Origin of the sequence: Microcoleus sp. PH2017_35_SFW_U_B, from assembly GCF_020737865.1 — a bacterium.
Classification (GTDB): Bacteria; Cyanobacteriota; Cyanobacteriia; order Cyanobacteriales; family Microcoleaceae; genus Microcoleus.
Genome location: NZ_JAEQDE010000047.1, coordinates 85,826 through 109,958, shown reverse-complemented (window position 1 = coordinate 109,958; position 24,133 = coordinate 85,826). Strand labels below are relative to the sequence as shown.

Annotated in this window: 20 protein-coding genes, 1 tRNA gene and 1 pseudogene; 13 read left to right on the top strand and 9 right to left on the bottom strand. The window is 45.2% G+C overall.

Features of this window, described 5'->3' with window-relative positions; all coding sequences use genetic code 11:
- The first annotated feature begins 150 nt into the window (after nucleotides 1-150).
- Nucleotides 151-348, top strand: coding sequence for a hypothetical protein (locus JGK36_RS13880; RefSeq protein WP_293184477.1), 198 nt, complete (start codon nucleotides 151-153; stop codon nucleotides 346-348).
- A gap of 3 nt (nucleotides 349-351) precedes the next feature.
- Entirely contained in the window at nucleotides 352-786 is a 435-nt protein-coding gene (locus JGK36_RS13875) for a hypothetical protein (RefSeq protein WP_293193851.1), read from the top strand.
- A gap of 214 nt (nucleotides 787-1,000) precedes the next feature.
- Here the strand turns inward: JGK36_RS13875 and JGK36_RS13870 are convergent, their stop codons facing one another.
- The 9 genes and pseudogenes from JGK36_RS13870 to JGK36_RS13830 form a co-directional block, all read right to left on the bottom strand.
- Complete coding sequence (locus tag JGK36_RS13870) at nucleotides 1,001-1,225, bottom strand: type II toxin-antitoxin system HicB family antitoxin (RefSeq protein WP_293197116.1); 225 nt, start codon at nucleotides 1,223-1,225, stop codon at nucleotides 1,001-1,003.
- Nucleotides 1,222-1,437, bottom strand: coding sequence for a type II toxin-antitoxin system HicA family toxin (locus JGK36_RS13865; protein WP_293184483.1), 216 nt, complete (start codon nucleotides 1,435-1,437; stop codon nucleotides 1,222-1,224). Before JGK36_RS13865 ends, JGK36_RS13870 begins: the two co-directional genes overlap by 4 nt.
- A 26-nt stretch (nucleotides 1,438-1,463) precedes the next feature.
- Complete coding sequence (locus JGK36_RS13860) at nucleotides 1,464-1,778, bottom strand: DUF433 domain-containing protein (protein ID WP_293197117.1); 315 nt, start codon at nucleotides 1,776-1,778, stop codon at nucleotides 1,464-1,466.
- Nucleotides 1,779-2,410: 632 nt separating this feature from the next.
- On the bottom strand, nucleotides 2,411-3,451 hold the full coding sequence (locus JGK36_RS13855; RefSeq protein WP_293197118.1) for a WD40 repeat domain-containing protein: 1,041 nt from the start codon (nucleotides 3,449-3,451) through the stop codon (nucleotides 2,411-2,413).
- Nucleotides 3,452-3,549: 98 nt separating this feature from the next.
- Nucleotides 3,550-4,041, bottom strand: coding sequence for a hypothetical protein (locus tag JGK36_RS13850; RefSeq protein ID WP_293197119.1), 492 nt, complete (start codon nucleotides 4,039-4,041; stop codon nucleotides 3,550-3,552).
- A 354-nt stretch (nucleotides 4,042-4,395) separates the two neighbouring features.
- The gene (locus JGK36_RS13845; protein ID WP_293197120.1) at nucleotides 4,396-4,632 is read right to left on the bottom strand and encodes a DUF433 domain-containing protein; all 237 of its coding nucleotides are present in this window, start codon (nucleotides 4,630-4,632) and stop codon (nucleotides 4,396-4,398) included.
- A gap of 86 nt (nucleotides 4,633-4,718) precedes the next feature.
- Nucleotides 4,719-5,076: pseudogene (locus tag JGK36_RS13840) on the bottom strand (DUF5615 family PIN-like protein).
- Nucleotides 5,076-5,321 carry a DUF433 domain-containing protein gene (locus JGK36_RS13835; RefSeq protein WP_293193839.1) on the bottom strand — a complete coding sequence of 82 codons (246 nt, stop codon included), beginning with the start codon at nucleotides 5,319-5,321 and terminating at the stop codon, nucleotides 5,076-5,078. Before JGK36_RS13835 ends, JGK36_RS13840 begins: the two are co-directional and overlap by 1 nt.
- A 204-nt stretch (nucleotides 5,322-5,525) precedes the next feature.
- Complete coding sequence (locus JGK36_RS13830; protein WP_293197122.1) at nucleotides 5,526-5,795, bottom strand: hypothetical protein; 270 nt, start codon at nucleotides 5,793-5,795, stop codon at nucleotides 5,526-5,528.
- 298 nt (nucleotides 5,796-6,093) lie between these two features.
- On the opposite strand from JGK36_RS13830, the gene JGK36_RS13825 reads away from it, so the two are divergent.
- The 11 genes from JGK36_RS13825 (at nucleotide 6,094) to JGK36_RS13775 (ending at nucleotide 24,110) form a co-directional block, all read left to right on the top strand.
- The gene (locus tag JGK36_RS13825) at nucleotides 6,094-6,297 is read left to right on the top strand and encodes a hypothetical protein (protein ID WP_293146445.1); all 204 of its coding nucleotides are present in this window, start codon (nucleotides 6,094-6,096) and stop codon (nucleotides 6,295-6,297) included.
- Nucleotides 6,298-6,449: 152 nt separating this feature from the next.
- Nucleotides 6,450-6,522, top strand: a tRNA-Ala gene (locus tag JGK36_RS13820).
- A gap of 240 nt (nucleotides 6,523-6,762) precedes the next feature.
- Nucleotides 6,763-7,914, top strand: a complete 1,152-nt coding sequence (gene gcvT, locus JGK36_RS13815; protein ID WP_293197123.1) for a glycine cleavage system aminomethyltransferase GcvT — start codon at nucleotides 6,763-6,765, stop codon at nucleotides 7,912-7,914.
- A gap of 19 nt (nucleotides 7,915-7,933) precedes the next feature.
- The gene (locus tag JGK36_RS13810; protein WP_293181185.1) at nucleotides 7,934-8,062 is read left to right on the top strand and encodes a hypothetical protein; all 129 of its coding nucleotides are present in this window, start codon (nucleotides 7,934-7,936) and stop codon (nucleotides 8,060-8,062) included.
- Nucleotides 8,063-8,067: 5 nt separating this feature from the next.
- Complete coding sequence (locus tag JGK36_RS13805) at nucleotides 8,068-8,574, top strand: GUN4 domain-containing protein (protein WP_293181188.1); 507 nt, start codon at nucleotides 8,068-8,070, stop codon at nucleotides 8,572-8,574.
- A 236-nt stretch (nucleotides 8,575-8,810) separates the two neighbouring features.
- Nucleotides 8,811-11,552, top strand: coding sequence for a DEAD/DEAH box helicase (locus tag JGK36_RS13800; RefSeq protein ID WP_293197124.1), 2,742 nt, complete (start codon nucleotides 8,811-8,813; stop codon nucleotides 11,550-11,552).
- A gap of 480 nt (nucleotides 11,553-12,032) precedes the next feature.
- Nucleotides 12,033-14,798: a family 10 glycosylhydrolase gene (locus JGK36_RS13795; RefSeq protein ID WP_293197125.1), complete on the top strand. Its 2,766-nt coding sequence runs from the start codon at nucleotides 12,033-12,035 to the stop codon at nucleotides 14,796-14,798.
- Nucleotides 14,799-15,541: 743 nt separating this feature from the next.
- Nucleotides 15,542-19,483, top strand: coding sequence for a PAS domain S-box protein (locus tag JGK36_RS13790; RefSeq protein ID WP_293197149.1), 3,942 nt, complete (start codon nucleotides 15,542-15,544; stop codon nucleotides 19,481-19,483).
- A gap of 9 nt (nucleotides 19,484-19,492) precedes the next feature.
- Complete coding sequence (locus tag JGK36_RS13785; protein WP_293181200.1) at nucleotides 19,493-20,917, top strand: response regulator; 1,425 nt, start codon at nucleotides 19,493-19,495, stop codon at nucleotides 20,915-20,917.
- A gap of 314 nt (nucleotides 20,918-21,231) precedes the next feature.
- Nucleotides 21,232-21,627: a response regulator gene (locus JGK36_RS13780; RefSeq protein WP_293181203.1), complete on the top strand. Its 396-nt coding sequence runs from the start codon at nucleotides 21,232-21,234 to the stop codon at nucleotides 21,625-21,627.
- Nucleotides 21,624-24,110 (top strand): response regulator, encoded by a 2,487-nt coding sequence (locus tag JGK36_RS13775; RefSeq protein ID WP_293181206.1) that lies wholly within the window; start codon nucleotides 21,624-21,626, stop codon nucleotides 24,108-24,110. Before JGK36_RS13780 ends, JGK36_RS13775 begins: the two co-directional genes overlap by 4 nt.
- Nucleotides 24,111-24,133: the final 23 nt, after the last annotated feature.

The window sequence follows — 24,133 nt, the reverse complement described above, 5'->3', positions numbered from 1 at the left end:
GGCGTAAGCCAAGAACATCGGGAGCCGGATGCGGTGAAAATCGCACGTCCGGTTCTAACTGAGAGGGGCGGGGAATAATATCCCCCCTCGACTCAACCATGACCTTGCCATTGACACCATTCAAATGAACATTATGGAGATACGATCGTTGTGACCAATTCTCAACCAGAGGAAGTCACCTCAAGCCACTCCGTCACCGAACGATGGCGGTGTTACGCAATGCAGGAAAAATACGGCTGGCGACTGCTACGAATCAAACCGACAAAAGACTCAACCCTCAAATACTCCTGCATATTTGAAGGTGAAACCAGTTTTCCTAACTACATGGATGAAGACGAGGAGGATTAACAAATGGGCAGAAAATACATTATTTTTCGCGCTGACTGGACAGAAGAAGAAGGTGCCGAGAACAGACTTTTAGCTCACACCGGAGGGCTAACCGACATTTTGGCAGAGTATTTTGATTCATCAAATTCACCGATTCCCGAACCTGGTTATCGGCCGCTAGAGTTCCAAACTCTGACAGAATCTAAAGACACCCAAATAGCTGGTGCTGATACTCATTACCGCGTAGGCGACTGGGAAGTAATTAGAGTAGAAGAATACCAGACAGCCATCCCGAACAATGCCTTTGAGGCGATCGTGGTTTGCTACTGCAAATACTCCCCTGTTCAAACACCCTTGATACCGATGCCAAAATCTACGGTTTCAGTTGACTCCTTCGGTTCCGAGGAAAAATATCGGCAGTATCTCGAACAAACAAAGCAAGCAACAGCACTTGTTTAGAAATAATCTCGACTAGGAAGGTATGGAAATTTTCATACCTTTTTTGATTATTTGCGGTTGGCTAAAACAAAAGTGGCGATCGATCTCCCAATTCGTGCCAATTTTGCCTAGAATAGATATAACCTATGAAATAACATCTGTCATGCAAAGTTACACGATCGCAGAAGTCTGTAATCCACAGGCGACAATCTTTATTAATGATGTTTAGAGATGCTTATGCGTGTTGTAAAAATTGACCGAATAATTGCGGCTGTGGCAAGGGTTTACCATCAGCTACGGTCGATTCAGTGAGAAGTTCCAAAACCTCGCGGGCATTTTTTAATGCGTCTTCGTAAGTATCCCCGTGGGTATGACAATAGTCTCCCCATTCGGGAAAACTAACGACATAGCAGCTATCCTCATCTGACCACTGAATAATAATGGTATAACGATTGTTCATTTGTTTTCCTCCTCAATTTCAGCTAATTGCTTGAGAGCGTTGTCAACATCTTTTTCCTGATAGAGTTTTGCATCACCGCCGTCTTTTCCCGAGAGAGTCAGCTTTCCTGGTAGTAGAGGATGTGACCATTTGGTGTGGCTCCCTTTAGCAGACTCACAAGTAAATCCTGCTTTCAATAATAGGCTTTTCAAATCCCTGATTTTTTTGGGCATCTCTTACTTAGCATTCCTCTCTATTTCTATTTTGCAGCCTTAGCTGCCATCAGTTTGTTGTACAAAACTAGATCGCTGCTTTGTAGAGGTTGAGGCATGGCATCAAATGCAGCTTCTTCGGCAGCTAAGTAAGCATCGATTTCAGCGCGGTTGGCTAGATAAAAGGCGATCGCCCCATAAACCTGTTCCAGCGTCAGCAGCGGGAAAGACTGAACAATACTTTCGGGGGATAGTCCTTGTTGGAAAGCATAGGCGATCGAGTCAAGAGAAATCCGAGTTCCTTCAACCCAATAGGCATCGTTCCGATACTCAATGTAAGTTTTAACTGCTACAACGGGCATACATTTTTGGGGATTCTAACTACTTATTATTGTAGGCGGATGCGATCGAGTTCGTCTGGAGTGAAATTGCGATCGACGAAGAACCAAGAGATCGATTGGCGATCAGGCGACCCAGGAACCAATGGGGATAGTCAGGAAAAGGCGGAGTTTCCATTACCCGCTACCCAGCGTAAACTCAGTGGCAAGGGAGAGAATGCTCTGCACCCGGAAAAGATCCCTAAGTCTCCGGACGAGAAACAGAGAAATTCATAAGATCAGTTAATATCATCAATTACCATTTCCTCTCCACATCCCTAGAATACATGTGTTACCTTAATTACTAAGGGGCATCCATAAGCAACAATGCTTCCGATCGAGATCGATGTGTCAATCGAATGTTTACTTGTCTATGGAGTTTACATGAAAAAAGCCTCCTCCCGTTTAATTTCACTGTCAGGATTAGTAGCTATGTTGGTGCTTTCAACTGCTCCAACTATGGCTCAATCCTCCTACAACAGCCAAAGTAGCGCGAACTCTCAAAGTCAATCTAGTGCGAACTCTACATACCGACCTAAATATACCTGTTGGTATCGGTGGTCTTGGAGACGCGCGGCAAATGTTCAAGTCTGTGGATACAGGTAAGTGAACATGCACTACTGAGGTTGGATTTTCCAGAGTCTCAGTCTACCATCGTCGCTACCACTTACAAGTAGCTGATCATCGGGGCTAAACTTAACAGTGTAAACCTGTTTTGAATGTTCAGCCCCGATTCCTACTAATTCTCCGCTAATTAGGTTCCATACCCTAACAGTGCCATCGTAGCCACCACTGGCAACATATTTATTATTATGGCTAACTGCTACTGACCAGACCCATCCTGCATTTCCAGTTAAAGTATGCTGAACATTACCAGTCTTAAGATCCCATACGTTTACACTATTCTCCTGAATATTTTGATCGAAGCGGTCTTCCCCACTACCGCTCACTAAAACCCGATCATTAGAACTAAATGCGACCGATAGGACTTGCCCTCTGTGTCCTTCCAATATGTTGAGTAACTTCAAGCTATTGCTATCCCACAGTTTTATAGTTTTATCATCGCTAGCACTTGCAAAAAACTTTCCGTTATTACTAAAAGAAATAGATGTTATGTGATCCGTATGTGCTGGAATATTTTGAAGCAATTTGCCAGTATTTGCATCCCAAACCTTTATCACTTTATCTTGACCACCTGAAACTATTCGTGAACCATTAGGGCTAAATGCAACTGCACGGACTGGTGCTGTATGACCTTTAAGCGTCTTAAGCAGTTGACCAGTTTTCCTATCCCAGATTTTTATATCTCTCTCTTGCAGATTTTTACTTTCCTGAAAGTTCCCATGTCCAGTAGCAACATACGCTCCATCTCGGCTAACTGAAATAGATAAAGCATTACTTGATCTATCATCAAAAATAGTCGTGTTTCTTTTAGTTGTCCAGTTCCATAATTTGATAGGCGTGTTGCCACTTGCGCTGATTAGTTGTAACCCATCATTAGTAAATGTCATTGCAATAATATTTGATTGAGCCTCAATGGTCTGACTCAAAGGAAGCTTTGGCGGCTCTGGAAAAATAATCTGTCGAGTTATTAGCATCAAAAATACCAAAAAGCCAAGACTTGCTCCTACTTGAGCAAGTAAATTTCGCACCTTCACTGAAAGAAGGTTTCGCCACGTAGGCTTCTCCTCGCTGTGCGGAAAAGTGAGATTTTCTAGATGCGTTCTTTTTGAATCATCTGACTGCTCAGTGGCTATTACTTTTTTGCTAGAGCACTAGCCCATTTCCTAAATGTAGGGAAGTTAGATCTCAAGAAGCTTTCTGTATCAATTTCGGCTTCGTAAGATAGACTAACGAATGGTGGCAGTAATGAAAGCGCCCCTTTTAGCTTTGCAGCCGCAGGTGTTTCAGGTTGACTAACTTCAGCATAAATTTTTTGTAACAAGTCCAAAATTTCAGGCGAGTATTGTGGATTCTGCTCTAAAAGTTTAACCCGCTCGACAATTTCCGTTATCACAGCTTCGGCTTCTAAATCTACGATATCAACGGTCGGTACTCGCTCTGTCAAAATCTGCCAGTATTCTTCTTCAAACGGTCTAATCTCATCTTTTTTGAGGTCAGCAATCTGTTGTTTAATTCGCACTCGTTCTTCTGGCGCGATTGTAGTGAGCGTGTCTTCTTTGCCAGCAAGTTGCTCACGTAGTCGTTTCAGACTCTTCTCAACTTGACTAAGACGATCTCTCGACATGCACAGTCTCCATTCAAAATTCACTTCCCTTCAGTTTTACCCCATCTACTCCGTAATATCCGCAGGTTTTCCACGGAATTCATAAAGAATTTGGATCGGAGAAACATTTTCTGCATATGTCCGCCATACAAATGAACTCATTTTCAGCTTGGGATGGGATTTTACTTTATGGATTAAAACCACTCTTTCGACTAATCTGCCAAGGACTAAGCGACATAACTTATAATTATATCGCAGTTGCGGTACAATACCCAATATAATAAAAAAATACCGCCGATCGCTAATGTATTTCACAAAAAGTAGCAGTAATCCACACAGCAATGGCTGGCGATCGATGAGCATTCAACCAAATAGTCATGCGGCTAAAACCGGATGGTCTAGTTTGCGAACTGCATAAAGAAGCGCAGCTTTGAGATCCTCAAGTTCCAAGTCTGGCAATTCTTCCAGAAACTCAAAAATTTGCTCACCCGCAGCTAGCAACTCTAGGATATCGATGACTCGAATCCGCATTCCCCGGATGCAGGGACGATCGCCACATTGTCTTCGATTCACTGTGATTCTGTCCAACAGATAAGCAACGGATACTGGCATTAATTAAAATTGTTTGAAACCTTTGTCTCTAGCTTACCTCATTTATCGATCGAAATTCATGCCACAACTACAACAGCGATCGCCATCTAGGGTAACGGGCGCTGACGAATTCGATCGCGATCAACCACCGTAAACCATTCCTCAAATTGCAATCCTTCAATCTGTAATAAATTTAACAATATTGATGCTGGTTCTTCTGGTGTGTGAGGACGAAACCGCAAATAAATGACACCTCTTGGCGATCGCATCCGCAAGCGATAAATGAGTTCACCGTAATCGCGATCGAACGTCAAAATCACCCGTTGCTCATCCGCTGCACGAGCCAAAACATCCGCATCCTCAATTCGGGCGAGAATCCTCGGTAACAGAAGCGACTTCCAGATCCGCTTGTCGTAGCAGTCGTACACTCTGAAGAGGAAAGTTTTCATTTGCCAGAAACCGCATTAACTTGCCTCAGCAAAGAGTAGAGGCGTGTAAAATACGTCTTCTTTGAGGCATTCCGCAGCGAAGGCAAATACAGCTTGGATAGATTCATGATTAAGCGTTGGGTAGTTTTCTAGAACTTGTTGCTCAGTCCAACCTTCTGAAAATAGCCCTAAAACGAACTCCACGGATATTCGTGTCCCCTTAATTACAGGCTTTCCAAGCAGAATTTTAGGATTTGAGTGAATGTATGTTTTCCAGTTCATAGCCAGCTTGCCTCTACGGAGTCTGCATCTATTTTGAAACGTTTCTCTCTAGCTTACTTCATTTATCGTCTCAAACTCACGCCCCGATCGAATTGTGCGATCGGCACTTCCAGCTCAATACTCTCTAAAGTATTATTTGTAGGCTAGGCGCAGGCAGGAAGTGTCTCATAAACGAGTTCCATGAGTTGTTCTGAAGCAACGGTATCAGAGATTATGACGTGAGACTTCTGCTGTTTGAGCTAAAAATTCTTGATAAGCCGATTCATCTCCAAAAGAGTCGATCGACACCTGAGCTTTTGGCATCGGTATCAGCGGAGTTTGGAGGGGTACATATTTGCAGTATCCAACTACAATCATCTCCAAGTCGTTATTAGGTATTGCTGTCGGGTACTCTTCCACCCTCACCACTTCCCAGTCTCCAGTACGGTAGTGCGTGCTAGAACCGGAACCATCAACGCTGTGAAACTCCAGCAATCTGTATCCCGGTGCGGGGATAGGTTCGTTGGATGAATCAAAATATTCTGCAAGGATATCAGTATAGGCCCCTGTGTGAACTTCGAGAGAACTTTAGCGAACTCAAGCCAACTACCGTAAAGCTGAGCTAGCTCTCATTTAGTTTGCATATCGTAATTATCAAGAAAACCTATACTTTTTCTTGATGGCTTTGTGCTGCTCCCCATCCGTTTAACATCAATACTTAAATACATATGAGCTTATCTGCACTCCGCGAAAACTTTTGTTACAATATGTAAGCTGTTACAAATCGTAACTTATGCTGGTTTCTATTTTAATAATTGACGTTGCCCTCGTTGCCTGGTCATTGCATCTAATGCAAGAGGCGATCGCGCAACGAGAATTTTCACTAATCCTAGCCGGCACCCTAGTTGCGGTTTCAGCCGCAGCCCTGGTAGTCGTCTACTTCCTCATGGGGTCTTGTTTGAGCCATTTAACCGAAATATCCCAGCACACCTACTAAATCGTAGTAGCGATCGACAAATTGTCAAAAAGCGAGGAATTTTTTTGAAAAAAAAGCCAAAAGCCTTGCCTGTCCAAGGCTCCAAACTATTTTCTCAAAAAGGCTTGACAAATATCGGTCAGTTAAGGCATGATTGAGAGCGCGAAAAGAAAGGGGAATTAGCTCAGTTGGTAGAGCACTACAATGGCATTGTAGGGGTCAGCGGTTCGAGCCCGCTATTCTCCATAAGTCAAGATTAGAGGGCGGTTGAAACCGCGTCTACACAAACGAAGTCCGCCTCCGCGGACTGAAGAGAATAACATAATCTTCACAGCGTATTCTTCAACGCACTTGGAGTGGGTTTTGTCTGTATACACGCGGTTTCAACCGCGAGCGTATTCTTAAATTCGATCGCACCACACACCACAAAAACCAACTTTCCCCTAAAATCAAAACAGTCTACCCGCAACCAACAAAGCGCTACCTGTGGCAAACTCAACTGAACCCAACAATCCAGAGATAACGAGTCAGCTTGCGCGATCGCCTCTGTACGAACTATCATTGCAGCTCAAAGGTCGAATGGTGCCCTTTTCCGGGTGGGAGATGGCCGTGCAGTACGCAGGTATCACCAGCGAACACCAAGCAGTACGCCAGCAAGCAGGAATGTTCGACATTTCCCACATGGGAAAATTCTGTTTGAGAGGGAAACAGGTAATAGAAAAATTTCAACCCTTAGTACCGTCAGACTTAAGTCGGTTGCAACCAGGACAAGCTCAATATACAGTCTTATTAAATGACAAAGGCTGCATCCTAGACGACATTATTTTCTACTGCCAAGAACCCGATGGAACCACGGGCGAAGAACGTGCAGCAATCATTGTCAACGCCGCCACTCGCATCACAGACAAAGCCTGGATTCTCACCCACTTAGACTTGAGCGAACTTGTTTTCACCGACATCTCCGAAGACCAAGTTTTAATTGCAATTCAAGGCCCGGAAGCTGTTAACTATCTCCAGCCTTTTGTCGAAGATAACCTCGAACCAATTAAAGCTTTCGGACACTTAGAAACCAAGTTGTTGGGACAGCCGAGTTTTATCGCCAGAACAGGTTATACTGGCGAAGATGGATTTGAAATCATGGTGGATATAGAAACCGGAAAACAAGTCTGGCAAAAATTCCTAGATGCTGGCGTTGTTCCCTGCGGTTTGGGTGCGAGAGATACCTTGCGTTTAGAAGCAGCAATGGCACTTTACGGTCAAGATATCGATGACAATACTACACCTTTAGAGGCTGGATTGGGTTGGGTAGTTCACCTCGATAGCAAAGGCGATTTTATTGGGCGGAATGTTTTGGAACAGCAGAAAGCCACGGGAGTATCGAAACGGTTGGTAGGCTTGGAAATGCAGGGGCGGCACATTGCGCGTCATGGCTATCCGATAATAGTTGCAGGGGAAAAAGTAGGAGAAATTACTAGCGGTACATTATCGCCTACTTTGAATCGGGCGGTAGCCCTCGCGGTTGTTCCGGCAAAATTAGGTAAAATTGGCCAGCAGTTAGAAGTTGAGATTCGCGGGAAAAATTACCCGGCTACGGTGGTGAAAAAGCCATTTTATCGATCGCCAAATCGCCCAAATTAAATAACGTTCGATCGGGTGAATGTCAAAGTCAAAAAATAGACTCAACCCGATGGTTTTAAGTGCTTCGAGGGCGAAATTGGATGCTTCGGTGGTTGATTTGATTTGTTTGACACACTCAAGTGCGATCGAGGATTACAAAAAAGGTTGAATTCTATGTCACAAGCCGAAAAAAATGAAGTTGAGTTAGTTTCTGCCGTGGGTATCGATTATAGCAAATTGCGAGATTTAGTGGCAGCTAACAAGTGGGAAGAAGCCGATCGAGAAACCCTGAGAGTGATGTTGAAGGTGGCGGGTACGAAACAAGAATGGCTGGATACAGAAAGTATTGAAAAATTCCCCTGCGAGGACTTGCGTACCATTGACCAACTTTGGGTAAAATATTCTAAAGGTCACTTCGGCTTTAGCGTGCAGAAGCTTATTTATCAAAGTCTGGGGGGAACCAGTGGATATAATAGCGAAGTTTGGGGCAGGTTTGGCGATCGTGTGGGTTGGAGACAAAAGAATCAATGGGTCTACTACGAAGACATCACTTTTTCAGAGAAAGCACCTGAAGCTCAGCTTCCAGTTTTAGATTGTTGGAATATTTGGGGGATTTGTTGGTGGTTTGATGGAGAGAGGGGAAGGGAGTGGGTGTCTATTCTCTCGCGTCGAGACTTGTAGAGTTTAGCATTTAGGCATTTCAGGGTAATTGGGAATTGGGAATTGGTAAATTCATCGCAAGAAATATTTTTCCACTCTCCCCTCTCCCCCTCTCCCCCTCTCCGAATTCTCTCCCTCTCCTCTTTGTTCGAGTGCCGATTTGCGGGCGTTGGTCTAAAATCAATACAGTCGTCCTCTGCTGCCTTGCTTTCGGCAAGATTTAAGCATACTTACCCTGCAACCTCATAATAATCCTTGTGCCTAACGCTTCCCAGAACCGCCAAGAGCTGGATCTGAAGACCATATTTCCATTTGAGCTAGATAACTTTCAGAGAGACGCGATCGCCGCCCTCGATGCAGGTAAATCCGTTGTCGTGTGTGCTCCCACGGGCTCAGGGAAAACTTTAATCGGCGAATACGCCATCCATCAAGCACTCTCAAGAGGGCGGCGCGTCTTCTACACCACTCCCCTCAAAGCTCTCTCCAACCAAAAGCTGCGCGACTTTCGCAATCAATTTGGAGATGAGATGGTAGGTTTGCTGACGGGCGACATCTCCTTCAATCGAGATGCGCCGATTTTGGTGATGACTACCGAAATATTTCGGAATATGCTCTACGGTACGCCGATCGGCGCTGTCGGTGCTTCTCTCACCGGAGTCGAAACCGTGGTGCTCGACGAGTGTCACTACATGAACGATCGCCAGCGGGGTACAGTCTGGGAAGAATCAATCATCTATTGTTCCAGCGAAATTCAACTCCTCGCCCTCTCAGCAACCGTTGCTAATAGCGACCAACTTACAGACTGGATTAACAAAGTCCACGGGCCCACAGAGCTTGTCTACTCAGACTTTCGGCCAGTGCCGCTACAATTCCACTTCGCCAATCAAAAAGGGATATTTCCCCTGCTAGACGAAACCGGCAAAAGAGCTAATCCGCGATTAGTCCCCAAAAAGAAGCAGCAAAAATCAGAAAGAGGTAGCATTCCGACTCCCAGTTTGACCGATGTTTTGTCTCGGTTGGACGATCGCGATATGCTACCAGCAATTTACTTCATCTTCAGCCGTCGCGGGTGCGACCAAGCAGTAGCAGAAGTAGGCAATTTCTCCCTAGTTAACGCAGCCGAAACAGCCGAACTCAAACGCATTATTGACGATTTTTTACAGCGCAACCCAGAAGCAGAACGTTTCGGTCAAAAAGAAGCACTTTTAAAAGGCATCGCCGCCCACCACGCAGGCATTTTGCCCGCCTGGAAAGGTTTAGTAGAAGAACTTTTTGGCAGAGGTTTGATTAAAGTCGTATTTGCCACCGAAACCCTCGCAGCCGGGATCAATATGCCCGCCCGCACCACCGTCATTTCCACCCTGTCCAAACGCACCGACAAGGGACACCGACTGCTAAACGCTTCAGAATTCCTACAAATGGCCGGTCGGGCAGGTCGCCGGGGCATGGATGAGCTGGGGCACGTGGTCGCAGTTCAGACCCGCTTTGAAGGCGCAAAGGAAGCCTCCTATTTGGCAACAGCCAAAGCCGACCCCCTTGCCAGTCAGTTTACGCCCAGCTACGGCATGGTGCTGAATTTGCTGCAAACTCACACGCTTGAGGAAGCTCAAGAGTTGGTAGAACGCAGTTTTGGTCAATACCTTTCTACCTTGTACTTGCAGCCGCAGCAATCAGAATTAGATCGGTTGCAAACAGAATTAGCGGTGCTCGAAGAGTCCCTAGCCGCCGGAGGTAATGTCTCTACCCTGGAAAAACAACTCGCCCATTACGAAAAATTGCAGGGAAGGCTCAAAGAAGACAAACGTTTGCTGAAAACTCTATTGCAGCAAGCAGAAGAAACGCGAATTAAGGAGATGTCGGTAGCTGTAGCTTTTGCAGTGCTAGGGACGGTTCTGAGTCTGAAGGGCAAACACGTCCCGACAGCCAAACGATCGCACACAACCCCAGTCCCCGCCGTACTGGTTGCCAAAATCCCAGGTTCGGGCCAAGCACCTAATTTGGTATGTTTGGGCAAAGACAACCGCTGGTATATCGTCGCGATTAGCGATGTCGCCACCCTCCACGCCCAACTGCCCCGCTTGAGTGTCGCAGATGGCTTAAACCCGCCTCCGGAATTGACCCTGAGACTCGGCCAGTGTCGCTTGGGAAGTGAAGAAACTGTGGCAATTGCTCAATCGATCCCAGAATTGCCCGCACCGGAACCGAGCCCAGAGGCGATCGAGCAACAGCAGAAAATCGTCGCCCTCGAAGATAAACTAGAAATTCACCCTGTTCTCGAATGGGGCAATCCCGGTACTTTGCTCAAGCGCCAGCGCCGCCGCGAAGAATTGAAAAAAGAAATCCGCAAAGCCGAACAAGACTTAGAAAAGCAGCGAGCTCGCTACTGGGAGCAATTTCTCAACTTAATTGACATCTTGCTAAATTTCGGATGTTTGGAAAGAGTAATTTCGGCAGATGGGAATCGAGATGACTCCTCCGACAGGTTGGTACCCACAATCTTGGGTCAAGCCTGCGCCGCCATTCGCGGTGATAATGAACTGTGGCTGGGTTTGTCTCTGATGTCTGCTGAGTTTGACGAACTCGACCCCCACCACCTCGCTGCTGCTTGCGCGGCCTTGGTTACAGAAGTTTCTCGGCCTGACAGTTGGACTCATTACTCGCTGTCGCCGGAAGTTTTGGCACCTTTGGACAATCTGCAAAAAGGGCTGCGCCGCCGATTGTTTCAAGTACAGTACCGCCACGAAGCTGCGATCCCGATTTGGCTGGAACGGGATATCGTGACTTTGGTGGAACAGTGGGCTCTGGGCGTGGAATGGCTGGAACTGATTAGTCACACGAGTTTGGATGAAGGGGATGTGGTGCGGATTTTGCGCCGGACTTTGGATTTCTTGTCTCAGATTCCTCATGTTCCTCACGTGTCGGATTCTTTGCGGAAGAATGCTTGTCGGGCGATGCAGTTGATCGATCGATTCCCGGTAAATGAAGCGGCAACTCAGTAAGGATCGCGAATTAAATAATTTACACATATTTGTGGGATGGGCGTCCCGCCCGTCCCACAAGAACAATAAAAATTGTAAGTTATTTAATTCTCATTCCTAAGGTTCGATCGTTCGGGAGCATCTCAGTTTTGCATTTATTATAGTGCGAGCGTCCCCGCTCGCGTATTGTACAATACGCGAGCGGGGACGCTCGCACTCAAAGAAAAAATGCTTTTTACAAAAATGAGATGCTCCCGATCGTTCGGAATGCGAGTCCTTCATAAATGCGGACTAACGTCCTCACTACCAACCTTTTTTATGGCGATCGTTCGATCGCACCCGAGATCGGTTCGCTCGAATTCGATCCCATTGCAGGCGGGCGATCGCATATTTTCCTGATTTAGGTTGCAGAACGAGATAAAAAATTGTATGGTGCGGATTAATTGCTCGAAATTTTTATTTAAATTTTCCTAAGTGGTGTGGTGGGTAATTCTCGTGTCAATGCAACAAATCAAAAAGCCCAATCGAAATCAAAAAATTCGCTTTTTCACCTTCTTGCAAAGAGTCTTAATTGGAACTCTAGCGAGTACATTACTCAATCTCTCCATCCTATTTCCCTCTCCCAGTTTTGCGGAAGTAGTTCTGGGAGTTGTTCGCAGTTCCGAGAATTCCCCCGACTGGGTGAAGATTACCACGCGCCTCTGGGAAAGCGGCATTGCTTACAAACCAATCAATCTCGAAGATATTAAAAATTTGGCAGATTTAGCAGGCGTTAATGTGCTGTTTTTGCCCAATATTGAAACTTTGAGTCCGGCACAAATTAAAGTTTTAGAAGCTTGGACAAAACAGGGCGGCCGCTTGATTGCTTCGGGCCCAGTCGGCCGCAGTTCCCCAGCCTTGGTACGTCAATCTTTACGATCGCTCCTCGGGGCCTATTGGGCTTTTCCGTTGACTCAGCGGGGGGCGGTGCAACCGCGCACCCGCTGCCGCGATCTCGCTTGTACCAGTTCAAGCAACTGGGTTCCCCCAGAACAAAAAAATGCCTCTGTTCAAGGCGGCGTCTTGATTCCCGCCGACGCGAACAGTCAAACCATCGCTACCTGGAAAGATAGTTCCGGTTCCTCCGCTGCGATCGCCACCGATCGCGCTACCTATCTCGGCTGGCGCTGGGGTAGCGACGGTTCCCCAAATATAGACACGGCTTGGCTGCGGGCCTCGATCGCCCGCTGGGGAGGAACTGTGGGTAGGCCTGTCGAGCCGCCAACAGCAGCCGCACCACCGCTGCCAAATCCCCCCTCCAGGGTCACGAGAAATACCCCCAGTTCGCCGCGCAATACTCCGCTGAGCCGACTTTCTCCTTCTCCCCCCCTTCCAGATCCCGTACCTGCAACTTTTACAGACCCTTCGGATCAGTCGGCGCCGGCGGGTTTGGACGTGCAGATAAATTCCAATAAGCCGATCGTCAGCATTGAAGCCTACTTGATGCGCCAAGAACTCACCAACCTCCTCGGCAGGTTTGAAAGCGCCCTGACAGCAGCTAATTCAGGCAATACCGCCGTCAATCTCGATGCTGCTATCCCCCCTCAATTGGTGGCGTCAAGCAACAGTGTCGGTGGGCCGCAGGCGAGTCGCCCGTTGGTTTTACCAGCAGCAACCACAGGGGCGATCGCCAAGGCCCGTCAGGTTTTGCAAAATTTTGACCAACTCCTGCAAGAGCAAAAATACGCTGAGATCAGGCAGCAGTGGGTGCAAGCGCGCCAGTTGCTCTGGCAAAATTACCCCCAGGAAGGGCAGCGCATTGGGGCGGAAATTCGCGCCGTTTGGCTCGATCGCGGTACGATCGTCGCAGCGCGATCGGAACAGGGTTTGGCCGCTGTGTTCGATCGACTTGCCGCCGCCGGGATCAATACCGTTTTCTTTGAAACTTTAAATGCCGGATATCCGATTTATCCCAGTCAAGTTGCACCGCAACAAAACCCCCTCACAGTTGGCTGGGATCCTCTGGAATCTGCGGTTAAATTAGCCCACGAGCGAGGCATAGAACTGCACGCTTGGATTTGGACTTTTGCCACGGGCAATAAACGCCACAATACTTTAATTGGCAAACCTGGTTCTTATCCAGGTCCGGTACTTTCGGCCTATCCAAATTGGGCAAATATTGACAATAAAGGACGCACGCAAAACCCTAACGATGGTAAATTTTATCTCGATCCTGCAAACCCGGAAGCGCGGAATTATTTACTAAAAATTATCAGCGAAATTACCAGCAAATACAAAGTAGATGGTGTGCAATTAGACTACATTCGCTATCCTTTTCAAGATGACAATGCAGGTTTTGTCTACGGCTACGGTGCAGCAGCAAGGCAGCAATTTAAACAGTTAACTGGTACCGATCCGGTGAATATTTCGCCGAGTTCTGGCAATTTGTGGCGGCAGTGGGTTGAGTTTAAAACCAATCAAATTAATAGTTTTGTAGCTGAAGTATCTCAGCTTTTGCGGTCGAATTATCCTCGCACTATTCTGTCAGTTGCGGTGTTTCCCCACCCCGAAAGTCAGCGGATTTACAAAATTCAGCAAAATTGGGAAGTTTGGGCCCGTCAGGGGATTGTAGACTTGATTGTGCCGATGACTTATGCTTTGGATACGAACCGACTTCAACGCATTACCGAACCGCTAGCAAAGGAACAAATGCTCGGTTCAGCTTTAATTTCTCCCTCGGTTAAGTTGTTGACACTCCCGGAAGTTGTGGCGATCGACCAAATTCAAGCTTTGCGCGATTTGCCGACTGGGGGCTATGCTATTTTTGCGGTGGAAAGTATCAGCAGCGGGATGCAGAGCTTTTTTAACCGGACTCAAGGTGTCAGAGTGCGATCGTCTACGAGGGCTTCGCTAACGACTTCTGCTTCCGAACCAATTCCTTACCGCCAGCCCTTTGCAGCAGCAGCTTCGCGCTATACTGCTCTCAAGCAGGAATGGAGTTTTTTGTTGGCTAACAATCAGTTGCGGGTGTCGGAATCTGAATTGAAAGTTCTCAAAAGTCGATCGGAGGAATTGGGTGTTGCCTTGAGCAGATTGGCTGCAAGTCCTTCTGCCGAAAGCTTAACAACTGCTAAAAGATTGTTGGCGAGTTTTGAAGCTCAATTTCAATCTACGATGCGCTTGCATTCTGGGGAAAATAGCTATCAGGTGCAAACTTGGCAAAATCGTTTGGAAAGCTTGGATATGTTGTTGCGTTACGGCGAAAGGGTGGAGTTGAATCGCAGGTAAATACAGGTGTTTCGGGTGCCGGTGGCTGCGGATAGTGCGATCGTACTCAATCACCTGAATCAGTAGTTGCCCAAAAACTGTCTGCTGAAATACGCTATGGTAATTAAAATTAATACCTTAGACAGTTGTCAGTAAGGACAATCTCTGCACTGCACTTATAGCAATCTGCATTGCCTGCAATCAGTAAGTAAGTCATCGAAAAAAAAACCAGATTATCTTGTAAGGGCGGGTGCCGGTTAAAATTTTATGATAGAAGCGAGTAGAGTCGCCCTCTCACTCGCCCAACTCTTGTAATGTTTATTAGTAACCACCTACTGAGGCGGTGGAAATCCCTATTGCCTGTCCGAAGACAGGAAGGCCAGCAATCGCGATCGCCAACAGCCGGCATTGCTTCGCGCTCTCAAATCCGGTTAAAAAACTCTAATTAATACCAATCATGAAAAACATTGCTACTACGGAAATTAGAGGCTATCATCTGTTGTAGGGAAACGGCATTGCCGTATCCGGCATAGAGTTATGCAAATGAAAGATAATTTTTATATAATTAATCATTGTAGCAAGACTTTTTCAAATTGGTATAAGTTTGTAGTCACGAGGGAAGTCCTCAAAACTCTCAAAAGGCGATCGCCAACACTTTTATGATGAGTCAGGAACCGGATTTGAGACAACTCCCTCCTGTATCGCTCCAAGACTTTAAGATCTACTAATTTCCACGACCAATTTCAATTATTTTTAGGATGAATATGTTTCCTAAACCGCTGAATCGCTTTGCTACCAAAATTATCGGCAAAGCTCCATTACAAACTGTGCTCGTGCTTCCTTTTTTAGTGCAAATTGTTGGCACAGTAGGAGTTGTAGGTTGGCTGTCGTTCCAAAACGGTCAGCGGGCGGTTAACGATGTGGCCGCTCAGTTGCGGGGAGAAATTAGCGCTCGCATCAAAGACCGCATTGAAAATTATATGTCAATTCCCCACATTGTCAATCACCTGAACGTTCAAGGCGTAAAATTGGGGCAGTTGAACCTAGAAGACAAACAAAAACTCGAACTTCATTTCCTCGAACAAATTCAATATTTTGATTCAATCAGCATCATTTATACAGGCAAAGAAAATGGAGACCACTCAGGAGCAATCCGCACTAAAGATCGGATTCTGATATCTGCTGCTGACAGATCGACTGGCAATAAATTAGCTCGATATACTGCTGACCCTCAAGGAAAACGCGTTAAATTAATCGAAATTTCTCCCGAAAAATACGACCCGCGAGTTCGTCCTTGGTACATAGCAGCGGCGCTAGCCAAAAAGCCTGTTTGGACTCCAATTTATACAGACTTCTTGACCAGAGAACTGGCAATTACTGCTTCTTTGCCTATCTACGACAATGATGGTAAGCTGTTAGGAGTAGCTGGCAGCGATTTGCTGTTTTCCAAAATCAAAGAATTTCTCGTCAGCCTCAAAATTGGCAAGTCGGGACAAACTTTTGTGATGGAGCGATCGGGGATGTTAATTGCCACTTCAAAGCCGGGTAAAGAATTTGCAGTACAAGGTAAAGAAGCAAAACGCATCAAAGCTTCAGCCAGCGAAAATCCGGTAATTCGCCAAACTGCACAGCATTTAGATAAATTCTACCAAAGCTTAGCTAAAATCAATAATTCTCAACAGCTTACCTTTGATGTTGACGGTCAGCGAAATTTTATTCAGGTAACTCCTTTTCAAGACGATCGAGGGTTGGATTGGCTGATTGTGGTAGTTGTACCCGAGTCAGACTTTATGCAGCAAATTAATGCCAATACCCGCACCACTTTTTTGCTGTCCGTTGCAGCTTTGATTGGGGCGACCATTCTTGGGATTCTGACTGCTAAATGGGTGGTGCGGCCGATTTTAAAATTGAATGCGGCGGCGAAAGCTTTGGCACGCAATGAATGGGATACAAAGCTCGCTTTGAATCGCGAAGATGAACTCGGAGAACTTGCCGCTGCTTTCAACAGCATGGCAGAGCAATTGCAGCATTCATTTACTTCGCTCTCGGAAAGCGAAAACCGAGTCAAACAATTTCTCGATGCAGTACCGCTAGGCATTTTTATTGTCGAAAAAAATGGTAAACCTCACTACATTAATCCTATAGGAGAGCAACTTTTTGGTCAAGGAATCATAGCAGCAGATGCCGAAAATTTGCGCCAAGCTTACAAAGTTTATTTAGCTGGAACCCAGGAAATTTACCCGGCGGAACACGACCCTATTTTAAATGCTTTGCAGGGCAAAAGTGTCACTGTCGATGACATGGAAATCTGCTCCAGTGACAAAACTGTTCCCCTACAAGTTTGGGGAACTCCTATTTACGACGCCCAAGGACATATTATCTATGGGATGTGCGCCTTTCAAGATATTACGGAACGCAAACAAGCGGAGCAACTGTTAAAAGAATACAACCAAAACTTAGCAGTGCAAGTTGCAGAACGTACCGCCGCTCTTGCCAAGGCAAAAGAAAAGTTTTCTAAAGCTTTTCGTTCTAGTCCAAATGCAATTACGATCACGAGAATCAGTGACGGTCGCCACATAGAAGTTAATGACAGCTTTTGCCAGATGATTGGCTACACGCACGACCAGATTATTGGTAAAACAGCCGTAGATCTAAATTTTTGGGCGAGTCTAGGAGAGCGCGATCGCATGATTCAAATGTTAAGAAACCAGACAGCCCTTCACAATTACGAGCTGAGATTTCGCAAAAAAAACGGTACAGAAAGAACGGCCCTGCTGTCTATTGAAACCATCGATATTGAGGGAGAAGCTTGTTTTCTCTCGATTTCGAGCGATATTACCGATCGCCAAAAAGCAGAAACCGCCCTCCGCGAAGCAGAAGAAAAATATCGCAACATTTATGAAAATGCTTTGAATGGCATTTTTCAAACTGCTGCTGACGGGACATACCTCAGCGCCAACCCCGCTTTAGCTGAACTCTACGGTTACGAATCGCCCGCAGAATTAATCGCAGCACAGCCGAATTTCAAGAACCAGCTTTACGTGAAACCCAACCGCCGCAGCGAATTTGTAGCGCTGATCGACGAGTACGGGATACTGTCTAACTTTGAATCGGAAATTTACCGCAAAGATGGTAGCATCATCTGGATTTCCGAAAATTGTCGGGCCGTGTGCGATCCCGCAGGAAATCTACTTTATCACGAAGGTTTTATTAAAGATATTACGGATAGCAAAGAAGCACAAATCAAAATGGAGCAGGCGAAAGAAGCCGCCGAAGCAGCCAACAAAGCTAAAAGTACGTTTCTCGCCAATATGAGCCACGAATTGCGATCGCCCCTGAACGCAGTCATCGGCTTTGCTCAAGTCATGATCCGCAGTAAAAATTTGTCTCCCGAAAATCAAGAAGATGTCGGGATTATCCTGCGGAGCGGCGAGCATTTGCTGACGTTAATTAACCAAGTTTTAGACTTGTCAAAAATTGAAGCTGGACGCACTACCATTAATGAAAAAAGCTTCGATTTATATCGAATCCTCGATGATTTAGAAGATATGTTTGCTCTCAAAGCTGAGGAAAAAGGCTTGCAATTAATCTTCGATCGAGATGCAGAAGTTCCCCATTACATTTCCACCGATGAAGTGAAATTGCGCCAAGTATTAATTAATTTGCTCAACAATGCAATTAAATTTACTTCACAAGGTGGAGTGTCGGTGCAAGTGAAAGGAGGAAAGCGGAATTTACACAAAAACAGCGCTGATGAAATGCCCGGCCGCTACTCGCTCCATTTTGAAGTTCAAGATACTGGTGCAGGCATTGCCACCGAAGAAATCCATCAGTTGTTTGAAGCATTTGTGCAGACAACAACGGGTAAAGATTCTCAAGAAGGGACGGGTTTAGGTTTAGCGATCAGCCGCCAGTTCGTGCAATTGATGGGAGGTGAAATTACTGTTAGCAGCGAGGTGGGCAAGGGTGCGCTATTTCAATTTGATATCCAAGTTCATCTGGTGGAAGCTAGTGATATTGAAAGTAAAAAAGCTCTACGTCGAGTTGTTGCCCTCGAACCGAATCAGCCACCTTACCGCTTGCTAATTGTGGACGACAAACCTTTGAACCGCCAACTGTTAGTAAAACTTCTCAGTCCGTTGGGATTTCTGTTGAGAGAAGCGAATAACGGTCAAGAAGCGGTGGATATTTTTAGGGATTGGGAACCGCATCTAATTTGGATGGACATGAGAATGCCTGTAATGGACGGGTACGAGGCAACGAAACAGATTAAAACTACAACTGGCGGGCAAGCAACGGCGATTGTTGCCCTGACTGCTAGTGTTTTGGAGGAAGAACGGGCGGTGATTCTTTCGACGGGTTGCGATGATTTTATGCGGAAACCGTTCCGAGAGGAAGATATCTTTGCGGCCATGGGGAAACATTTAGGAGTACGCTATATTTATGAAGAGCCAACAGAGGTCAGTATGGGGGGTGCGGGGGAGTCTAGTCAGGATGTGCTGACACCAGAGGCGATCGCCTCTCTTTCTCCAGACTGGAGGGTTCAATTCAAGCAAAATATTTTGAGTGTAGACATGGAGGCGATCGCCAGTTCGATCGCACAAATCGGCACTATCAACCCCTCTCTGGCAGCCGCGCTTCAAGATTGCATTAATAATTTTGAATATGACAGAATTTTGACCACAATCGATCGCAGCGAACAATAGTAAATACCGATGACTTCAACTTTGCAGAACACCAATCGAGCTAATATTTTAGTAGTGGACGACACGCCACAAAACCTGCGGCTATTGGCAGAAATTTTGAGCAATCAAGGCTATCAAGTTCGCCCAGTTCCTAACGGCAAACTAGCACTATCTGCCGCTCAAAAAATGCCCCCAGATATAGTTCTGCTGGATATTATGATGCCGGATATGGATGGCTATGAAGTTTGTCAGCGACTCAAAGATTCTGAAGTAACAAAAGACATTCCGGTGATTTTCATCAGTGCGATTAACGATGTGATGGATAAAGTTAAAGCTTTTGCAGTTGGGGGAGTGGACTTTATTACCAAACCTTTTCAGGTTGAAGAAGTTTTAGCCCGGATTGAAACTCATTTAAAAATTTGTTCTTTGCAACAAAGTTTGCAAGAAAAAAATCAAGATTTAGCAACTGCTATCTATCAACTGCAAGCGACCCAAGAGCATTTAATTCAATCGGAAAAAATGGCGGCACTGGGACAACTGATTGCCGGCATTGCCCACGAAATCAATACTCCGCTAGGCATCATAGGTTCATCTATTGATAATATTTCTAATTTTTGGGACGAAAATTTAGAAAAAATGCCTCAATTTTTTCAACAACTTTCTGAAGAAAGCCAAGCTTGTTTTTTAGCTTTGCTGCACAGATCTACAAATCACGAAACGCTATTTACTAGCAGAGAAAAGCGCAAAATTAAGCAGCAGTTGCGTAACGAGTTGATGGCAGGAGGCATTGAAAATGCTGAAGAAATAGCGGATAGTTTAGTTGACATGGAGATTTACGATCGCATAGAAGAATTGTTGCCATTTTTTAAATTGCCGGATTGGGAAGTGGTTTTCAATACTGCTTACCAGTTTGCGAGCTTTAAGAAAAGTATTAGCCTGATCCAAAGAGCGACAGCCAAGTCGGGAAAAGTAGTATTTGCCTTAAAAAGCTACGCTCATTTCGATAGCAAGCAAGAAAAAGTGCAGGCGAACTTGCATGATGGCATTGAAATGGTGTTAACTCTTTATCAAAATCAACTGAAACACGGCATAGAAGTAGTCAAAAACTATGGAGATTTACCGAAAATCATGTGTTATCCGGATGACTTAAATCAAGTTTGGACAAATCTAATTCACAATGCCCTGCAAGCAATGGATTATAAAGGTATTTTGACGATTGAAACTAAGCAGCAAGAGACAAATCTTGTCCTCAAATTTACTGATGACGGCAAAGGTATTCCCCCAGAAGTTATTCCCAAAATTTTTCACCCATTTTTTACGACTAAATCTGCGGGGGAAGGTAGCGGTTTGGGATTGGACATCGTGAGAAAAATTGTTGACAAACATGAAGGTACAATTGCTGTAGAGTCGGTACCTGGACAGACAAGCTTTACAGTCTCCCTCCCAATCTATTAAACTAAACTTACACCTGTTAAAAAAAGAATGCCACTGTCAGCAAGCACCAAACCCCGATTGTCATCAGTGATACCCAATCGAACATCCCCAATCCTCCAATGCCAAAATGGTATTATCCGCAGGGGCTGATTCCCGATAGCGACAGGGGCTGTCTCGCTGACAAACATAAGATTTATTGCGATTGACCGGGTTTCTTTTGTGAAGTTCTATTAAAATAAAATAGGGGACATAGATAGTGCATCCTCGCCCGAAATCAATAACATAGAAGCAAGTCATGTCGGTAAACCCATTAAAATAATAGCAGAGAGCAAAAGATGAATAAGCCTGTAATTCTTTGCGTTGACGATGAACCCGATATCTTGAAGACTCTCAAGATGCAGCTCAAGAATGAATTTAAAGATGATTATTTTTACGAATTAGCTGAAAGTGGTGATGAAGCTTTAGATTTACTGGAGGAGTTTCCAGCAGAAGCTGAGGTGATTGTGGTTGTTTCTGATTGGCTGATGCCGGGAATCAAAGGTGATGAACTGTTAATTAGAGTTCACCAAAAATATCCTAAAATCGTTAAGGTGATGTTGACGGGGCAAGCGGATAAAGAGGCTCTTCAGCGGGCAGTAAAAGAAGCCGATTTATACTGCTGTTTGTACAAACCGTGGAAAAGTAAAGAGTTAATAGATACGATCAAATCTGGGCTGGCAAAGTTATTATGAAAAAACCTGTGATTGTTTGTATTGATGACGAACCGGATGTTTTGAACAGTTTAAAGATTGAACTGAAAAAGGCGATCGGGGATCGGTGTATTATTGAAACGGCTGAGGGCGGGGAAGATGCTTTAGAGTTACTGGAAGATTTGCAGGCGGATGAATACGAGATTGCGTTGGTGCTTTCCGATTATATTATGCCGGATATTAAAGGGGATGAACTGCTTAAAAAAATTCACGAACGATCGCCCGATACGCTGACTATTATGCTGACTGGGCAAGCTGATCTGGAAGCTCTGAGCAATGCTATAAAGTATGCTAAATTGTACCGTTACATCCCTAAACCTTGGCATAATGAAGATTTAAAATTAACGGTAGTAGAAGCAATTCACAGTTACTTGCAAGACCAAAAGTTAACAGATGAAATCCTGAAGCGGCAAGAAGTAAATGCGGCGCTGTCGGCGAGCGAAAGCCGCCTGAACCAATTTTTAGCAGCTCTGCCCGTGGGGGTATCTGTTTACAATCCCGACGGCTCGATCGCCTATTTCAACCAAGCAGCGCGGGATTTGCTGGGTGCAGACACTATCCCGGAAAGCACTGCGGAACAATTAGCTGCAACTTATCAACTTTATGTTGCCAATACTGATGAGCTTTACCCGCCGGACAATCTGCCAATTTTGCGCGCACTCAAAGGAGAATTTGTCAAGGTTGACGATGTAGAAATCCGTCAAGATGGCAAAATAATTGCGATCGAGATCAATACTACGCCAATTTTTGACGCTAGGGGAAATATTGTTTATGCGATCGCAGCTTTTCAAGATATTACCGATCGCAAACGAGCCGAAAGAATACTAGCAGATTACCAGCACACCTTAGAAACCAAAATAGACGAACGCACAGAACAACTGCAACAAGCCGCCTTAGCTGCTGAAGCTGCAAACAAAGCTAAAAGCACGTTTTTGGCCAATATGAGCCATGAATTGCGGACTCCTCTCAATTCCATACTGGGGTTTGCACAAATCATGGAAGGCAGCTCCAATTTTACTGTCGAAAACCACGAAAATCTGAGTATTATTCGTCGCAGTGGCGAACACTTGCTGGCCCTGATCAATGAAGTTTTAGACTTGTCAAAAATTGAAGCGGGGCGGATGATACTTGACCCTAAAGACTTCGACTTATACCGCTTGCTTGACGATTTACAAGATATGTTTCAAATGCGGGCAAAGAATCAAGAGGTTCAGTTGCTTTTTCAGCGAGAAAATGACGTTGCCCAGTATGTGCGAACCGATGATGTCAAACTGCGGCAAGTGCTGATAAATATTCTCAGCAATGCAATTAAGTTTACGGAACAAGGTTCAATCGTTTTAAGGGTTTCACAATTAGAAAAATCGAGAATAGTTGACTTATTGAACAGTCCAACAGCTTGCATTGATACTACAAAAAGTATTAGAGAGTTTGCCACCGATAGAAGTGATGTGGCAACTGTTGTGCCCAGAGATGAGCCTGATGATTTAACTGACGATCGGGTAATTTTCCTTCAGTTTGAAATAGAAGATACAGGCGTTGGCATTGCTTCGGAAGAATTGGGGAATATTTTCAAGGCATTTGTGCAAACATCTTCGGGTCAAAGAACTCAGAAAGGTACGGGTTTGGGATTGACGATTACCCGTCAATTTGTCCGGCTGATGGGAGGAGAAATCGTCGTAGAAAGTGAATTAGAACGCGGCACAAGTTTTAAATTTGAGATTCCAGTAGGTGTGGTTGATGTTGCTAATATTCCCGCCCCAGAAATTAACCGCGAAGTTACTGGGTTGGAACCAAATCAACCCTGGTATCGAATTTTAATTGTAGACGATCGCGAAGACAACCGCCAACTTTTAGTCAAAATTCTTTCTCCCTTGGGTTTTGGAGTGCGAGAGGCTAGCGATGGCTGCGAAGCAATAGAAATGTGGGAAAATTGGCAGCCGCATTTAATTTTGATGGATCTGCGAATGCCAGTGATGGACGGCTATGAAGCTACTAAAGAAATTAGGAACAGAATACAGCAGCAAGAGCGACAAGAAAAGGGCTCTGTGATTCCGAAGATTGTTGCTTTGACAGCTAGCACTATTGAAGAAAAACGATCGTCTGCTTTATCTATAGGCTGCGACGATTTTATTAGCAAACCTTTCCGCAAAACTGATATATTTGATACGCTCCACAAACATTTGGGAGTGAGGTACCTCTACTCTTACTCAACTGATTTTATCCCAACGGGCGATCGCCACAATCAATCTGACGCTCCATCTAATGCTGCGCTTGCTTATTTGCCTGCACTTCCCGCAGAATGGATAGAAAACATGAGGCAGGTAATACGTAGCGCTGATTTTGACTTAATTGCGAGGACGATCGAGGAATTAAGGTACGATCATCCTGAATTTACCGAAATCCTCCAGGATCATCTCAATAATTTTGACTACCAAAAAATTCTCACTTTAATTGCCGAGGCATAAAAATAGCATAGTAGAGGTGACAG

Excerpts from the sequence above, each read along its gene's own strand:
- JGK36_RS13875 (WP_293193851.1), top strand. The coding sequence starts at position 352 with ATGGGCAGAAAATACATTATTTTTCGCGCTGACTGGACAGAAGAAGAA.
- JGK36_RS13870 (WP_293197116.1), bottom strand. The coding sequence starts at position 1,225 with ATGAACAATCGTTATACCATTATTATTCAGTGGTCAGATGAGGATAGC.
- JGK36_RS13865 (WP_293184483.1), bottom strand. The coding sequence starts at position 1,437 with ATGCCCAAAAAAATCAGGGATTTGAAAAGCCTATTATTGAAAGCAGGA.
- JGK36_RS13860 (WP_293197117.1), bottom strand. The coding sequence starts at position 1,778 with ATGCCCGTTGTAGCAGTTAAAACTTACATTGAGTATCGGAACGATGCC.
- JGK36_RS13850 (WP_293197119.1), bottom strand. The coding sequence starts at position 4,041 with ATGTCGAGAGATCGTCTTAGTCAAGTTGAGAAGAGTCTGAAACGACTA.
- JGK36_RS13845 (WP_293197120.1), bottom strand. The coding sequence starts at position 4,632 with ATGCCAGTATCCGTTGCTTATCTGTTGGACAGAATCACAGTGAATCGA.
- JGK36_RS13835 (WP_293193839.1), bottom strand. The coding sequence starts at position 5,321 with ATGAACTGGAAAACATACATTCACTCAAATCCTAAAATTCTGCTTGGA.
- JGK36_RS13825 (WP_293146445.1), top strand. The coding sequence starts at position 6,094 with ATGCTGGTTTCTATTTTAATAATTGACGTTGCCCTCGTTGCCTGGTCA.
- JGK36_RS13810 (WP_293181185.1), top strand. The coding sequence starts at position 7,934 with ATGTCAAAGTCAAAAAATAGACTCAACCCGATGGTTTTAAGTGCTTCG.
- JGK36_RS13805 (WP_293181188.1), top strand. The coding sequence starts at position 8,068 with ATGTCACAAGCCGAAAAAAATGAAGTTGAGTTAGTTTCTGCCGTGGGT.
- JGK36_RS13795 (WP_293197125.1), top strand. The coding sequence starts at position 12,033 with ATGCAACAAATCAAAAAGCCCAATCGAAATCAAAAAATTCGCTTTTTC.
- JGK36_RS13790 (WP_293197149.1), top strand. The coding sequence starts at position 15,542 with ATGTTTCCTAAACCGCTGAATCGCTTTGCTACCAAAATTATCGGCAAA.
- JGK36_RS13785 (WP_293181200.1), top strand. The coding sequence starts at position 19,493 with ATGACTTCAACTTTGCAGAACACCAATCGAGCTAATATTTTAGTAGTG.
- JGK36_RS13780 (WP_293181203.1), top strand. The coding sequence starts at position 21,232 with ATGAATAAGCCTGTAATTCTTTGCGTTGACGATGAACCCGATATCTTG.
- JGK36_RS13775 (WP_293181206.1), top strand. The coding sequence starts at position 21,624 with ATGAAAAAACCTGTGATTGTTTGTATTGATGACGAACCGGATGTTTTG.